Source organism: Siminovitchia acidinfaciens (assembly GCF_003605385.1).
Lineage (GTDB): Bacteria > Bacillota > Bacilli > Bacillales > Bacillaceae_C > Siminovitchia > Siminovitchia acidinfaciens.
Genome location: NZ_QYTV02000016.1, coordinates 1 through 15,542 on the forward strand (window position 1 = coordinate 1; position 15,542 = coordinate 15,542).

The window sequence follows — 15,542 nt, forward strand, 5'->3', positions numbered from 1 at the left end:
GGAAGTGCAAAGAAGAAGAAAAACATCTGCACTAGCAGGGACGTTCCCCTGAACAGCTCCACCAAGGTGCCCATCAAGAAACGCACAAGCCAAAAGCGCGACACCCGGCCAAGCCCGGCGATAAATGCAAATAGAAAAGCGAAAACAGCGGACAGCAGGAGAACCTTAATCGTTATACCTGCTCCTCGCAATAACTCTGGCAAAAACATCATATACGTCTCAATCATCATACAACTCCTTCATGTCTAAGGTGCAGAATCTCCTATATACATCATAGAGAAAGGCACTAGGTACTTTGAACTAGACATAAAGAATCGTCTGTCTAACTTACTCTAACTTGCATAAAGGGATTCCCATTCTAAGAAGTAATCATTATTAAGTTTATTGAGCACAACGATCTTCAGTCGTCACATCATCTGGTAGGTTGTCCTCTCCAAATCCGAACTCCTCTAAAATTTCAAGGATCTTCCCTGAATCAATGAGCTTTTTCAGTTCAGCATTGTATGCTTCCCTTAGTTCGTTATCCTCTTTTCTAAAGACAGCAGCCCCGTAGCTCATGACACTTTCCCCGCCAATTTCAGGCTGTGTGAAAGGCTTGGCCTCTTCCACTTTGGACTGATCCGCTGAAACAACCGCTTCGCGAAGCGTTGCTTCCGTCATAACCGTTGCATCCACACGCCCTGAGCTGACCGCTGCAATATTGGATGAGATACTGTCTGCTGTTTCTATCTGATTGTCTTTGACGCCTAGCTCTTTCAGGAATCCATGCTGGTTTGCCCCAGCCATGATGGATACTTTCACATTCGGATTTTTTGCAATGTCTTCATAGCTATGCAAATTCTTCGGATTTCCTTTCTGGACGGCCATGCCTTCCCCGTAACGAATTTCCACATCGCCAAACGCCGCTTGCGCACAGCGCTCCGGACGGATGTCCATTCCAGCGGTGACGACATCAAAGCGTTCCGCTTGCAATGCCGGGATCAAGGACCCAAATTCTGTTACTTCCCCTTCAACCACATCAATACCCAATTCCTTGAAGACCGCTTTAGTGATTTCCGGTGCAACCCCAGTCACTTCACCGTCAGAAGTTTTATAACCGTACGGCTTTTCATTCGCCACGCCCAGCTTCACCTTTCCTTCTTCCTTTAAACTCTCAAGCGTGGTTCCTCCCGATTTCGAATCTTTTCCGCTATCTCCCCCGCCCGCATTTTCACTGCTGTTTCCGCAGGCACTCAGTATTACCAACAAGCCAACAATGGCTATGACCAACCACTTTCTCAAGTAAAAAACCCCCTAAATTTTTCTTTCTCTTCGAAAGATTCCAATAAGTAAAAGCACAATTAGACCATGATTTTGCCTAATTCATTCAGATATCAAACGCTCTAGACAGAAAGCGATAAATGGAAGCGCTTTGTTTTATAGTCTACGTGAACAGGTAAAAGGGTTCAAACAGCATATTATTGGTTTATCTGTGTTTAATCGGGCTCTCATAGCGTGAGGGCAATATCAGACATAAGATACTCAACATTCATGGAGTATGCTCCCATTTCCTCACTCATATGTCTAAAATAATAAAAACGGAATCAGACCATACCAATAGATGGAGGTGCTAAAATTGGGAAAAGAATCTTCAAAAGGAAAGCAGCAGGAATCTAATCAGCCTAAGCCTTTAATCGGCTCACATAAGGTAAAAAAAACAGAAACCATTCGAGACAAAACAAAAACCCCGGACATGGGATGTAGTTAGAAAAAAAGGGGGGCGACGTTTAGCGACGTACAGACTGAACCGAAATGCGGAAGACGGTGTTTAGAGGAGAAAAGCGCTTGCCGCCTTAAAAATCGCCACTTCCTGTGGCGCCGGCGGCACCAGATTAAGCGCCCATGCAAAAAGCCACGTTCACTCAAAAGTTCGTGGCTTTTCCCCTCATGATTTTAATTTCTCAAGATTTTTTTCAACATACTGGGCAGCTGCCTCATAGATAGATACATGAAAATGATGTTTTACCGCTTCAAGCATCTCTTGAGGGGACGAAAAAACAATACGCTGTTCTTTTCCGCTTGTCCATTTTCTCCGAAGCCGCTCTTCATTCAAAGAAATGATACCGTCCTCCAGTGTTTGCGCAACCAACAAAGTTTTATTAAATGGAGATTCAGGGTGGTGATGGATCATTTTCTTCACTCTGTTGTAATCATCCCAGCTGACAGGCTCCATAAAAAAAGCATATCTTAACTTCCATTCTTCACCGGACTGGACTTCGAGAGCCACAGTCCCTCTTTCCGTCTCTTTTGTTATCAATCGGAATCTGCCTGCAGGGGAACTTACTGATCCTCCATCCAGTTCCACCGGTTGGCATGTCAGATTGTTTCCGGAACCGGCATCAATCAGATATACTTTCCCTTCCTTTTTCAATAAATTGATCGAATGGGTTCGATCAATAATCCAATCTTGGTCAGGATCTGACCAAACCGTTGCACATGCAGGCGTTATATCAAAGCCCAACTCTTTTAGAACCGTAAGCAGCAGAGCGTTCAGTTCATAGCAAACGCCGCCGCGCCCACTTTCCAGCATTTTTTCCACAACATATTCCGGTGTAATCGAATCTTCAATTTCCAGCAGGACATCCAGGTTTTCAAAGGGATAGCGTGCAGCAAACACTTCCTGAATCAGCCTAATTCGTTCCAAATCATTCGTTACCGAAAAATAACCTTTCTCCTCTAAAAGCCTCTCCAACTTTTCAAGCATTTTTTCGCCCATCCTTTTTCATATGTACATATTGAGCTGCAGCCTTATAAACTGGTTCAGGGAAACATGATTCAATATGCTTCAGCATCTCTTCTTTATCTAAAAAATGATGCCTTTGATTTTCACCTTTACTCGTTTTTATTTGCAGCCGCTCTTCATTCAATGAAATGATTTCACCCGGAAATATTTGGGCTATTAACAGCTCCTGATTAAAAGCCGACTGTGCGCTGGTGTGGATTTCCCTCTTGATGCGATTCAAATCTCTCCATGCGACTTGTTCAGGAAAGAAAGCGTACCGGGTTTGCCAGCCTTTATCGCTTCTAGACTGAAAAACAATGGAGCCCTTCTCTGTGCCGCAGGTACGAAGACGAAATTCTCCGGCAGAAGATTTGACAGAAGGACCATCCAATTCAACAGGCTGCAGCGGAAGATTGCTTCCAAATCCACTGTCTATCACATATAACTTTCCATCCCTTTCAAAAAGGTTCATCACATGGGTTCGGTCTGTTGCCCAGCCATCTCCCGAAGCTACGGTGGCTGAGGCCAAATATACATTAAAACCTAGCTCACTCAATAAAAGATGCTGTAGTGCATTCAATTCATAACATAAGCCGCCGCGGCCATTCTGCAGCATTTTTTCTTCTATAAAATCGGGAGTAACGGGGTCCTCCACTTTCAAGAGAACATCCAGATTCTCAAAAGGGAACCGTTCGGCCAATAGTTTCTGGACCAATTCTATTCGATGAAGTTCATTTTCTGCTGAAAAATATTCTTTTTCTATTAATAGCTCCTTGAGTTTCCTGCCCAAACGCACCTCTCCCCTTTTCCGCTTTTATTTATCATACTATTCCCGCGATCATATGGGGAGAGAATTGTTCCTCAATTCTAAATCCATAAAAATTTCCACTTAATTATTTTTCCGTACTTCTTTTTCAATGCGGCGGAAACGTCTGACATCAGCGCTTCGGACAGGCAGCGGCTCCCTTCGCAGAAGTCTGAATATGGCAGCCGTCAGAAGCAGCAGCACCAAGGTGAATGGCAGTGCCGAAATAAGCGACGCAGTTTGAAGGGCTTCCAAGCCCCCTGCATATAGGAGGACAGCTGCGATTGCTGAGACAAGGCCACCCCATACAATCTTTGCAAACAACGGAGGAAACAGGCTTCCTTTTGTTGTCATGCTCGCCAGAATATAAGTTGCCGAATCTGCCGATGTTACAAGAAAAATTAAAATGAGGAAGATCGACAAAATAGACAGCACATTTGTCATCGGCAGGTGTTCATATGTCTGGAAAAGAGCCAATGTCAAATCCTCATTAACGGCTTCAGCAATCCCGGCGTTTAAATTTATGTCATTCCACAATGCTGTTCCGCCGAATACAGCAATCCAAAGGCAGGCAATGGCCGGCGGTATGATCATTACACCGGTAATAAATTCCCGGATCGTCCTGCCTTTTGAGACCCGTGCAACAAAAGCCCCGACATACGGGGACCAGGCAATGACCCACGCCCAATAGAAAATTGTCCAGTCACGGACCCACGTACCGCCAATATATGGCTGAAGCCTGAGGCTGTACTCTATGAAGTGGCTAATATAATCTCCGACAGCAACTGTGAAAGTCTCAAGAATGAAGACAGTTGGCCCTGTGATAAAGACAAAAAGTAAAAGTCCGATGGCAAGACCTAGATTAAGATTGCTCAAATAGCGAATCCCTTTATCCAAACCTGTAGCAGAAGACAGCATATAGGAGATGAAAATGACAAGGATGATCACGAGCTGTATTCCAAAGCTGTTCCCCAATCCGAATACAGCAGTAAGCCCTCCGTTCATTTGCATGACACCGAGCCCTACAGAGGTGGCAATTCCCATGACTGTAGAAATTACCGCCAAAGAATCAATCGTATGTTTTACTGCGGGCTTTTTCCCGGCCACCGGTTCCAAGGCCGTTGAAACGAGGCCGTCTTTCTTTTTACGAAACTGCAAGAACCCAATTACTAGACCCACGATGGCGAATACAGACCACTGGCTGATGCCCCAATGAAAAAATGAATATCCCATAGCCACTCTGGCGGCAGTAGTTGATTGAGGTTCAATTCCCGCAAACGGGGTGGAGAAAAAGTGGCTCATCGGTTCGGCAACTCCCCAGAACACCAAGCCCGATCCAAATCCAGCCGAAAACAGCATGCCGATCCAAGTAAAGAAAGGAAACTCCGGGCGGGTATCCTCTCCCCCCAGCCGTATCGATCCGTATTTGCTGATTGAAAGTCCGATTAAGAAAATGATGATGGCAAACACTGCCAATAAATAAAACCAGCCGAAATTTTTCGTTGTAAAATTAAACAGCATACTGGAGACTTTTCCAAACTGATCCGGCATCAAAGCTCCCAGTATGACCAGCATCATAATAATGATGCCTGAAATGATAAACACCGGATTTTTCCAGTCATTTTTATCCATGACGGCCTCCCATTTTTTCTTATTATGAATCTCCCTCCTTCCCGCTGTTTTTTTAAGTTAGCAAGCTGAGAAGAGACCCTTCATTATTAATTTTCCTATAGAAAAAATTTCAAACCACTGCGGCTTTGGATTTCTCAATCGGGACTATATAAGACCATATGGCAGGAATTTAAAGGAAACCAGACATTATGTAATGCAGTCCATGGCTCACTGCAATTAAATCGCTTTCAACGTGGCTGGTTGCTTTTGATTTTATATATCAGCGCCGATATGATTATATACATCTTGCATGAACGAGGAGGTGAACAAACAATCGGTAAGGTAATAGAAAAAACTTCTGTGATGGGAAGGAAATCCACAACAGTTTACTTTCGGGAACCGACTGCCGACGATGGCAGTGAGATATATGAACTTGTCAAAAGCTCTAAAGTTCTCGATGTCAATTCATCATACAGCTATTTAATGTGGGGCAAATATTTTAATAAAACATCCATTGTAGCTGTGGTTGACCGAAAAATTGTCGGTTTTATCTCCGGTTTTCTCCAACCAACCGCACCTGATACGCTGTTCATATGGCAGGTGGTTGTCGACCGGTCCCAAAGAGGAAAAGGATTGGCCACCACTTTATTGCTCAAGTTGATCAAAAGGCTGGAAAATACAAACATCCGCTACTTAGAGGCAACAGTCACTCCCACTAATGAGCCTTCCAACAACCTTTTTAAAGGATTGGCGGATAAATTAGGAACCGAGTATACGAAGTATGAATGCTTCAGCGAGGAACAATTTCCAGACCCTTCTCATGAAGCCGAAATAGCGTATCGGATTGGACCATTGGAATAAAACTTTTACTGGAGGTATGTGTACTTTTATGTCAACTACAACTGACAAACCTGTAATAGCCATGGATGTTTTTGAACAATATGAATCAAAAGTTAGAAGCTACAGCAGAAGCTTTCCCACTGTCTTTAAAAAAGCCAAAGGGCATACATTGTGGGATGTTAATGATAAAGAATATATCGACTTTTTTGCCGGTGCAGGCGCCTTGAACTATGGGCACAACAATGACAAAATGAAAAATCTCCTTATTAAATATCTTGAAGAAGACGCCATCACACACAGTCTGGATATGGCAACCGTTGCCCGTGGAGAGTTTCTTAAAAAATTCGATGAGGTTATTTTAAAACCAAGAAACCTGGACTATAAAGTGATGTTCCCTGGACCTACCGGTACAAATACCGTGGAAAGCGCGTTGAAGATAGCACGTAAAGTCACCGGAAGAAATACAGTCATCAGTTTCACAAACGGGTTCCATGGAATGACCATCGGTTCCTTGTCCGTGACTGGGAATGCGTCGAAAAGAGGCGGAGCTGGCATACCGTTAAACAACAGTGTTTTCATGCCATTCGACAATTATGTGGAAAACACAAGTTCCATCGAGTATATCGAAGCCTTTTTGGAAAATAGCAGCAGCGGCGTGGACCTTCCTGCGGCCATGATTTTGGAAACCGTACAAGGCGAAGGCGGCATTAATGCGGCAAGCTATGACTGGCTGAGAAATATGGAGAAAATATGCAGAAAATTCGATATATTGTTGATCGTTGACGATGTACAGGCGGGCTGCGGCAGGACAGGAACCTTCTTCAGCTTTGAACCAGCGGGCATCACACCCGATATCGTCTGTCTATCAAAATCAATCGGCGGATACGGCTTGCCGATGGCTTTAACCCTGATCAAAAGCGAATATGATATTTGGGCACCTGGTGAGCATAACGGAACATTCCGAGGAAATAATTTAGCTTTTATTGCTGCCACTGAGGCGTTAACATACTGGGAAACAAACAAATTTTCACAGGAAATCTCCAAAAAGGCGGAAATGATGAGTTCATTTGTAGACTTTATCATTCACGAATATTCGGAGCTGAACGCGACAAAAAGAGGCCGCGGCCTTATGCAGGGTGTGGCATGCGAAAAAGCTGAAATTTCGGAGAGGATATGCGAAGAGGCCTTCAAACGCGGACTGCTCATGGAAACCTCAGGGCCCGAAGGGGAAGTATTCAAATTTCTGCCGCCCCTGACAATCGATCAGGCAGGACTTGAAAAAGGCTTCCAAATCGTAGAGGATAGTATTAAGTCTGTTCTAAATAATTAGATAAAGGGGTTGGAGAAATGATTGTAAGAACATTAGAGGAAGTAATCGGAACAGAAAATGAAGTAAAAGCTGACACATGGGTTAGCCGCAGACTCCTATTAAAAGATGACAACATGGGTTTCTCATACCACGACACGATCATCTATGCCGGGACAGAAACACATATTTGGTACAAAAATCACTTGGAAGCCGTTTACTGTGTTGGCGGAGAAGGTGAAATTGAAACCGTTTCTGACGGGAAAGTTTACCCGATCAAAGATGGAACAATGTACGCTCTTGATAAAAATGATGAACATTATTTAAGAGCCACGAAAGACATGAGAATGATCTGCGTCTTTAATCCGCCGCTTACTGGCAGAGAGACACACGATAAAGATGGGGTTTATCCATTAGTTGAAGATTGAAGGTGAACACCTCGGGCATGCCCTGGGGTGTTTCTACTTTTCCTCCCCTTTTTATAAATTCATAAAAAAACAATTGCTCAGCGGACAGCGATTATTTTTAAATCATTTCGGTGCATCCCGAGGACCACGATGTTGATCTACACATTTTCTTCAGTGCCGTCCTTCTTTTGGTGCAGTTTATGCCATTCATCTGCACTAATATTGATAATTTCATTCAAACGCACCTTAAACTCTTCCAATGCTTCCACATCATATGCATTCGCCCCTCTTCCTTCCATATAAAACGTTAAGTCCCTTTGTAGCTCAAGCAAATCTGTGTACGCCTTCCCATCCTTCACCCAAAGGTCTTTATAATTATAAAAACCGTCAATAAAATGCAGAATGGTGACAACCCCACCCAAAACAATGGAGATATTTATGAACAAACTTCCTACGTTTATATCTTTTAAGCCCAAAATGGTCGTAATACTTGCCGTACACACAACCGTTAATAAGTTTAAGTGAAATGACCTTTTTTTATGTCTGTTTTTCCGAAGTTCAAATAGCTTTATATTTTTAGCAATCTCTTTTTGCAAGTAGAGCGCTTTTTTTCTATTCATTGCACTTCGCCCCCCCCTTTTTCCTCTCCACAGTTAACTTAAACTATATTATTAAGAAATAATAATTGTTGGCACATAAAAGTTGTGTGGGTGTTAGGGATTGTAAGGCTCTTCCTAAATTAGGTGAAGCTTAAGACCCCCACCACTAGATTCTTGTATGACCAAACGTTCGCAATTTATTTCCGCGTTGAACAGCTTGCAAGGTTGGTGGATGGATCTTATTACCACTTATAAGAAAGAAAGTTAGTTCCCATCATAAGTGCATACCAAATATTCAGCACACTGCCTAGCCCAATTCGGAATCACCGGCTTGGGTCTTTGCTTATTTGATATAATGCAGATACCTAGATATAAAGAAATGAGGATCTGCAATGAATTTGGACTTTGTGAATGTGGAAAAACGCATCCATGATACGCTCATCTTCCCTTCATTTGATTTGTCGGTCAATCCTGGAAAGGTTGTCGCCGTTTATTCAAGTGTTGATGTCCGGGAACAAATAATACATCTGCTTCTCGGTAAATCAGCGCTTTTCCAGGGAGAAATTCGAATTGGGGAAAGCCTTTTAAGACACCCCTCCAGAGATATCGGCTTTTTATTTTTACATAACGCATTATACGAACGGCTTTCAGTGGAAGAAATGCTTAGATTTATAAAAAGTTTATACGAATCGGAGCAAACAATTGATAACGCAGTAAAAGCAGTTCACCTTGATGCAAAGCGGAAAACCAAGATAAATAAGTTGTCATATTCAGAAATTAGACGGGTGCAGCTTGCCTGCCTCCTCCTGCAAAATCCTGCTATTTATATTTTGGAAGAACCCGACCAAAACTTGGATTTGGAATCAAAGCGAATATTCCTGTCTCTCCTTCAGGAACTACGACACCTGGGCAAAGCAACCCTGATTTTGACCGGCAACATGGAGAGTGCCGTTACAGCTGGCGATGAGGTGTATAAACTCGACGGCAACGGTCTATCTCCTATTCAGGTTGAAAGCGGCGACTCAAAAACCACTGAAGAGCAAATTGATGAGGGACAGCCGACTGATACCGTACAACCCGTTCAGCTTAAAAAAATCCCAACGAAAATAAAGGATAAAATTGTCCTCTTCAACCCTCCGGAGATTGACTATATTGAAAGTAGCGAAGGACAGTCTTTTTTACATATAAAAGGTGAATCATTTCCAAGTGACTTTACCTTACAGGAATTGGAAAGCCGATTATTACCTTTTGGTTTTTTCCGATGTCACCGTTCCTATATCGTCAATTTGCAAAAAGTTCGTGAAGTAATTACTTGGACAAGGAACAGTTACAGCCTGGTTTTGGAGGATGTAAACAAATCAACCATTCCTCTCTCAAAATCAAAAATGATGGTATTGAAGGAAATGCTCGGACTCAAATAATGTAGAAATAACAATTATTTCTCGGGAAATATGTCGATAATTTTCTCTATTTAACTATCAATTTACGCCATTCATATTCTTCGGCTTAACTAAACTAGCAAAAATGGATTAATTCAACATCCCTTTTGCGTCGTTCACCCTGAATATTACTCTTTTCATTCGCTTTATAATGCCCGTTGCTGTATTTCCCTGTAACCTGAAGATAACAAACGGACGACACTACGTTTTTCGAGGTGAAGGGATATGAAAAATATTATTGAAGTGAAGGATTTGGTTAAGGTTTTCTCCGATCAAGCTGCTCTTGAAGGAGTTGACTTCCAAGTGAAGAAAGGGGAAATCTTTGGCTTTTTAGGCCCAAGCGGATCAGGCAAGACTACAACAATTAAGATCCTTACAGGTCAAATGAATGCCACAACAGGAACTGTAAAGGTTTTTGGAGAGCCTGTCTCTAAATTGAAACAGTCTGATTACCGGAAACGATTTGGTGTATTGACTGACAACAGTGGTTTGTATGAAAGACTATCAATCAACGATAACTTAAAACTTTTTTGTGATTTATATGATGTTCCCCGGCCAAAAGTAGAGGAAGCTTTAGCAACTGTTAATCTTGCAAAATATAAAAATAAAAAAGTTTTTACGTTGTCCAAAGGGATGAAACAGCGGGTCATATTGGCGCGTACGCTGCTACACGAGCCCGAACTTCTTTTTCTGGATGAGCCGACTTCGGCCTTGGACCCGACGAATACACTTCATATATATGAGGGACTGCGCGCGCTAAATGCTAAAGGAACGACCATCTTTTTAACAACCCACGATATGTACGAAGCCGACACCCTCTGTGACCGTATTGCATTTTTAAATAAAGGAAAAATCCAGTTATTGGATACACCTGATACTCTAAAAAAGAAATACGCTGATGAAACAGTAACAGTGGAGATGACAAATGAGCAGAAAATCATTGTTCCGATAGGTGCAGAGGGCGCACAGCAGCTGTTTGAATTAATGAAAACGGATCAAGTATCAAGAATTCATTCAAATGAACCGACTTTAGGAGATATATTCATACAAGTGACAGGGAGGAAATTGGCATGACATTTTCTTGGAGGCGTGTAAATGCAATATTAATAAAAGACTACAAGGATTTTTCACGAAATTTTGCTGTATCCACCGTCTTATTTCTATCACCTATTCTCGCTGCTTTTTATGGCCGTATGGGGATCGATTCCATTGAAGCACATTACATGATTTTCAATATGGCATTGGTCATGGTTGCATCCTTTGTTCAGTGCTGCCTGATTGCTGAAGAAAAAGAAAAGAACACATTAAGGGGATTAATGCTGTCACCTGCAACCACTGCAGAAATTTTAAGCGGAAAAAGCTTATTGTCTTTCTTTTTTACAATTTTTGTCATCGTATTGAGTGCTTTCCTTTTGGATTACAACCCAAAGAACATCGGAATTGTGGCTGTCGCAATCATTCTGTCATCGCTCTTTTATCTTGGCTTAGGTACGTTATTAGGCCTGTATGCAAAATCGGTTATGGAAGCTTCTGTCCTGGTTCTACCATTCATGATCATTTTTTCGTTCGGAACATTTATCACCACATTGGCGGAAAAGTACCCCATTTTAAAAGTGGCCGAATACCTTCCAAACGTCCAGTTGCTTGAAATAGCGACAAACGTGGAAAATAACGCAGGCTTCGCAGATGTTCTTTTAAACTTGGTGATTATCACTATTTGGATAATTGTCATCTCTGCCCTGACTGTAATTGTCTTTCGTAAGCGGATGGTAGACTAAAATTTGGAGGAGGCATTCTTGATGAAACAGGCGTTTAAGTTTGTGATTGCCATGGCATTCGGAGCTGCTGCGGTTTTTGTTGTTAAAATGCTTATTTAACTCAAGCTTAGTTCGGCAAACTATTTTACACCAAAAACCCCTGACCAAGAGTCAGGGGTTCTCTGTATCAATCCTCTTCCACGCCGCACCAATCAATAATATGGGCTGCGAATACTTTCGCTGTATCAATGACACTGTCGATTTCGACATATTCATCCGGCCCGTGCATATTTGTGCACCTTGGTCCAAATACAAGACCCGGCCTGTCGTAATATTGAGTGAAGCGAGCGTCGTTTCCGGCAGCTCTTCCGCCGATTTCGACTTCTCTCTCCAATACATTTTCCGCCGTCTTTTTAAAAGCTTGAACATATGGATCTTCCGGATCTTGATTCCAAGCTTCTGTTGTCCAGCCGTACCATTCAACTTCCGGCGGATGCTGCTCAAGCCACTCATCGCCTTTTGCAGCCTCTTGAACCGTCTTTTGAATCAGTTCTTTGATTTCTGCACGAGTTTCGGACGGGATAAAACCGATTCGGCACTCAAGTACGGCCTCTCCCGGAACGTTAGAAACCCAGTCTCCTCCTACCAATGTTCCAAGGTTCATATGAACGGATTGTCCGGACCCTTTATGGAACAGTTCGAAGTATGCCTCTTTCGCCCGTTTTTCCGAGAGCTTTTCCAGTGCATTGTATACTTTGTACATTTTACTGATTGCATTTACACCTAGATGCGCCAGACCTGCGTGAGCTGTTTTCCCGATAACTTTAACACGGAAATATAAAACACCTGCATGGGCGACCGTCAGCCTTAATGAATGAGGCTCTGTTGCGATGAAGCCGTCAGTCAAATAGCCGTCTTCCAGACACGCAAGCGTACCCCCTGCTCCTCCCGCTTCTTCTTCAAGTACACTTTGAAGCAGTACCTTGCCTTTCGGCTTGATACCCAAATCCAAAAGCGCTTTCAAAGCGAACCAGTTAGCCATGAGCCCTGCCTTCATGTCACCTGATCCTCGGCCATATAATTTGTTTCCTTCTATCTCGCCGCCCCATGGATCTTTTGTCCAATTTTCAACCGGCTCAGGCGAAACGACATCCATGTGCCCATTCAACGTCAATGAAGGGGCATCCTCATTGCCTTCCCATATACCAATAATGTTCTTTCTGCCTTCGAATGACAGTCCGGAGCTGCAAAACGCAGGATGATCTTGGACTTTTTCATACTCAGGATGAACTTCGACCACTTCCAACCCTATTTCTTCATATCTTTTTCTCATATATTCCGCCATGGCCTGTTCATTGCCGATGACGCTCGGAATTTGGACCGCTTTCACGATAGCATCTACAAGTTGCTCTTTGTTCTCTTCAATGTAGTCTTGAACTTTTTGCTTCGTATCAGTTGTCAATTTGCTGCTCCTTCCCGTAACGATTCATATATTTTAAAAATCAAAAGACATATATCCATATACATTATAAATCATAATTCAAAAAATAGTTAGTTTTTTTCCGATTCCCGTAGGAAATTAACAAACATTTTTTATGAATACGTCGACAGCTGTACCGTCTGGTCAGCGGTTGTTTTAGTATAAGACTCCATCACCACACGTCAGTTAATATTGATTTATAAAGTCATTTTTGACTAATTCCTCGCCGCCTGTTTTTCCATCAACTATACTTATCTTTAAGCACATGAAACGTGGTGAGAAAACTTGGCAATTATCAACCTTTTTAATAAGTATTTTTTGGCTTATCATATTGCCGTGCCCTTGCTGGCTGTCGATAAGCGGGACACGCATGATATCGTCAGGATGTTTTTTGATACATATAATTTTAATATTGTCGGATTCAAAGAAGAGAATCGTATCATTGGCTATCTCGATCGCGAACGATACGATTTTGGCTTGAATTTTATCCATGAAAATCTTATCGGTTTCGAAAGCGATGAAGTTTCAGCGGCGAATACACCGCTGATAGATACATTGGAAATGATGCATGGCAGAGAACGCCTATTTTTGATATCGGATTCAACAATTGACCTGCTAATAACCAAGGCCGATCTTCAAAAACCGCCGGTCCGGATGCTGTTTTTCGGCTTGGTAACTCTCTTGGAAAGTGAAATGGCGGATATCATCAGGATTTACCATCCAAATGATGAGTGGAAAGACCTATTAACAGAAGGCCGGTTGAAAAAAATCAATTCCCTTTATGATGAGCGGAAATCAAAGAATATAGAAATAGATCTGATGGATTGCACACAATTTGCGGATAAGAAAACAATATTGTTGGAAAGTAACGATATTAAGGGAAAGCTATTCGATGTCTCCAAAAAATCAGCTGAAAAATGGCTTCGCAGGGTTGAGATTCTGCGGAATGATCTGGCACACGCCCAGCCATTGACCAATTGGTTTGAAGAGGAGGTTGTCGTTTTCCTTGCCCGTGAAATCCTGGAATTAATTCAAAAATTGGAAACGCATAAATTCGACAAAATTATTCACGAATAGTATTGACATATCACTTATATAGGTATATTATCATTGATAACAATTTCATTTGGAAATCTCTTATTGAGAGCGGTGGAGGGACTGGCCCTGTGAAACCCGGCAACCATTCTTGTTTATTTCAAACAGGAACAGGTGCTAAATCCTGCAAAATACGTTGTATTTTGGAAAATAAGAGAGTGCGTGTTTACTTTCGTGTATACCCATGCCTCTCTGTGCGAGAGGCATTTTTTGATGCACAGGAGATTTCCACTCGAAACTCTGAAGGGAGGAACAAGGAGGCACGGAAAAAAATTATCCAAATGATTGAATCTACAATTGTAAAAAACATGACTAAAAATGACAAATATAAAAGGAAAAGAGGCAAAATAACATGAAAAAGTGGTTATTATCCAGCTTAATCGTAGTAGCAATCGCCGCACTTGCAGCTTGCGGAAGTAAAGATGAAGCAGCAAATAAAGGCGAAAAAGCGGAAGGTCTTCTCAGCGACGGCAAGCTGACAGTAGGTGTAACAGCCGGACCGCATGAGCAAATTGTGGAAAAAGTCAAAGAGCTTGCAGCTGAGCAGGATTTGGATGTTGAAGTAAAAGTATTCACAGACTATATCATGCCAAACATTGCCTTAGATGAAAAAGATGTTGATCTCAACTTATTCCAGACAATTCCTTATTTGGAACAGTTTAATGAAGACCGAGGCCTTGATATAGTCGAGGTCGGTAAAGCAGTTACATTCCCTATGGGTATTTATTCATCCAAAGTAAAAGACGTTAAAGATCTGCCCAAAGGTGCAAAGCTTGGTCTGCCAAATGATCCGACAAACGGCGGACGTGCACTTGTTTTATTTGAGACAGCCGGACTAATTAAATTGAAAGAAGGCTCTGGAAATACTCCTGCGGTCAAGGATATTGAAGAAAACAAGAATAATTTTGAGTTTATAGAACTGGAAGCCTCCCAACTTCCTCGCCAGTTGGATGAGCTCGAGGCTGCTGCTATCAATACAAACTTTGCGATTGAACACGGATTTAAACCTGCCGAAGATTCCATTTTCATTGAATCAAAAGATTCTCCATGGGTAAACGTGTTAGCAGCGAGACCTGAATCAAAAGACGATGAAGCAATCCAAAAGTTTTTAGACGTATACCAATCTGACGAAGTGAAACAATTTATCGATGAAACGTTCGAGGGTTCAGTAATTCCTGGGTGGTAATTAGAAAAGCGGAGGACGGCCGTTTAGGGGCGACAAGCGCTGGCAGGCTCAGAACGCGACATCCTGTCGCTTCGCTTGCACTAGCACATCCTGTGCGTCGGAGGGCAAGACGATGAAGTCGGTATTTGACTTCATTGACTTGACCGAAGCGACCTCGAGCCGCTGCCGTCACAGCAGCTTCTGCCTTTTTAAAAGGCTTGGGATTACACTAGAATCAGGAATTGTCCATCTTAAATCGTATAGTTTTCAGGTGATA

General features: G+C 42.4%; 16 protein-coding genes and 1 riboswitch. Of the genes, 9 read left to right on the plus strand and 7 right to left on the minus strand.

Annotation, left to right across the window (positions count from 1 at the left end):
• Window positions 1-227: ABC transporter permease subunit (locus D4T97_RS19760; protein ID WP_235872321.1), on the minus strand; the 227-nt coding region annotated here is incomplete at its 3' end.
• 154 nt (window positions 228-381) lie between these two features.
• Window positions 382-1,281: an ectoine/hydroxyectoine ABC transporter substrate-binding protein EhuB gene (gene ehuB / locus D4T97_RS19765; RefSeq protein ID WP_126052506.1), complete on the minus strand. Its 900-nt coding sequence runs from the start codon at window positions 1,279-1,281 to the stop codon at window positions 382-384.
• Window positions 1,282-1,615: 334 nt separating this feature from the next.
• On the opposite strand from ehuB, the gene D4T97_RS19770 reads away from it, so the two are divergent.
• Window positions 1,616-1,747 (plus strand): small acid-soluble spore protein P, encoded by a 132-nt coding sequence (locus D4T97_RS19770; RefSeq protein ID WP_235872322.1) that lies wholly within the window; start codon window positions 1,616-1,618, stop codon window positions 1,745-1,747.
• A 177-nt stretch (window positions 1,748-1,924) separates the two neighbouring features.
• Here the strand turns inward: D4T97_RS19770 and D4T97_RS19775 are convergent, their stop codons facing one another.
• From D4T97_RS19775 to D4T97_RS19785, 3 genes are all read right to left on the minus strand, one after another.
• On the minus strand, window positions 1,925-2,743 hold the full coding sequence (locus D4T97_RS19775; RefSeq protein WP_126052536.1) for an arylamine N-acetyltransferase family protein: 819 nt from the start codon (window positions 2,741-2,743) through the stop codon (window positions 1,925-1,927).
• Window positions 2,736-3,551: an arylamine N-acetyltransferase family protein gene (locus D4T97_RS19780; RefSeq protein ID WP_126052507.1), complete on the minus strand. Its 816-nt coding sequence runs from the start codon at window positions 3,549-3,551 to the stop codon at window positions 2,736-2,738. The genes D4T97_RS19775 and D4T97_RS19780 overlap by 8 nt, the downstream gene beginning before the upstream one ends.
• Window positions 3,552-3,650: 99 nt before the next feature.
• The gene (locus D4T97_RS19785; RefSeq protein ID WP_126052508.1) at window positions 3,651-5,198 is read right to left on the minus strand and encodes a BCCT family transporter; all 1,548 of its coding nucleotides are present in this window, start codon (window positions 5,196-5,198) and stop codon (window positions 3,651-3,653) included.
• 246 nt (window positions 5,199-5,444) lie between these two features.
• Between D4T97_RS19785 and ectA the strand changes: the two genes are divergently transcribed.
• The 3 genes from ectA to D4T97_RS19800 are packed head-to-tail and all read left to right on the plus strand — an operon-like array spanning window position 5,445 to window position 7,751.
• Window positions 5,445-6,038: a diaminobutyrate acetyltransferase gene (ectA, locus tag D4T97_RS19790; protein WP_328588788.1), complete on the plus strand. Its 594-nt coding sequence runs from the start codon at window positions 5,445-5,447 to the stop codon at window positions 6,036-6,038.
• 28 nt (window positions 6,039-6,066) lie between these two features.
• A complete protein-coding gene (gene ectB / locus D4T97_RS19795; protein ID WP_126052509.1) occupies window positions 6,067-7,347 on the plus strand; it encodes a diaminobutyrate--2-oxoglutarate transaminase in 1,281 nt (426 codons plus the stop codon).
• Between the two features lie 17 nt (window positions 7,348-7,364).
• Entirely contained in the window at window positions 7,365-7,751 is a 387-nt protein-coding gene (locus D4T97_RS19800; RefSeq protein WP_126052510.1) for an ectoine synthase, read from the plus strand.
• A gap of 137 nt (window positions 7,752-7,888) precedes the next feature.
• On the opposite strand, the gene D4T97_RS19805 is transcribed toward D4T97_RS19800, so the two are convergent.
• Window positions 7,889-8,350 carry an SLATT domain-containing protein gene (locus D4T97_RS19805; protein WP_126052511.1) on the minus strand — a complete coding sequence of 154 codons (462 nt, stop codon included), beginning with the start codon at window positions 8,348-8,350 and terminating at the stop codon, window positions 7,889-7,891.
• 371 nt (window positions 8,351-8,721) lie between these two features.
• On the opposite strand from D4T97_RS19805, the gene D4T97_RS19810 reads away from it, so the two are divergent.
• From D4T97_RS19810 to D4T97_RS19820, 3 genes are all read left to right on the plus strand, one after another.
• Window positions 8,722-9,750: a LytTR family transcriptional regulator DNA-binding domain-containing protein gene (locus D4T97_RS19810; RefSeq protein ID WP_126052512.1), complete on the plus strand. Its 1,029-nt coding sequence runs from the start codon at window positions 8,722-8,724 to the stop codon at window positions 9,748-9,750.
• A 243-nt stretch (window positions 9,751-9,993) separates the two neighbouring features.
• Complete coding sequence (locus D4T97_RS19815) at window positions 9,994-10,842, plus strand: ABC transporter ATP-binding protein (protein WP_126052513.1); 849 nt, start codon at window positions 9,994-9,996, stop codon at window positions 10,840-10,842.
• Entirely contained in the window at window positions 10,839-11,546 is a 708-nt protein-coding gene (locus D4T97_RS19820; protein WP_126052514.1) for an ABC transporter permease, read from the plus strand. Before D4T97_RS19815 ends, D4T97_RS19820 begins: the two co-directional genes overlap by 4 nt.
• Before the next feature lie 166 nt (window positions 11,547-11,712).
• Here D4T97_RS19820 and D4T97_RS19825 read toward each other — a convergent pair whose 3' ends face one another.
• Complete coding sequence (locus D4T97_RS19825) at window positions 11,713-12,987, minus strand: ArgE/DapE family deacylase (RefSeq protein WP_164525661.1); 1,275 nt, start codon at window positions 12,985-12,987, stop codon at window positions 11,713-11,715.
• 303 nt (window positions 12,988-13,290) lie between these two features.
• Between D4T97_RS19825 and D4T97_RS19830 the strand changes: the two genes are divergently transcribed.
• Together D4T97_RS19830 and D4T97_RS19835 are read left to right on the plus strand one after the other, a co-directional pair.
• Window positions 13,291-14,082 (plus strand): hypothetical protein, encoded by a 792-nt coding sequence (locus D4T97_RS19830; RefSeq protein ID WP_126052516.1) that lies wholly within the window; start codon window positions 13,291-13,293, stop codon window positions 14,080-14,082.
• Between the two features lie 57 nt (window positions 14,083-14,139).
• Window positions 14,140-14,257: riboswitch (SAM riboswitch) on the plus strand.
• A 195-nt stretch (window positions 14,258-14,452) separates the two neighbouring features.
• Window positions 14,453-15,286 carry a MetQ/NlpA family ABC transporter substrate-binding protein gene (locus D4T97_RS19835; RefSeq protein ID WP_126052517.1) on the plus strand — a complete coding sequence of 278 codons (834 nt, stop codon included), beginning with the start codon at window positions 14,453-14,455 and terminating at the stop codon, window positions 15,284-15,286.
• Window positions 15,287-15,542 lie beyond the last annotated feature (256 nt).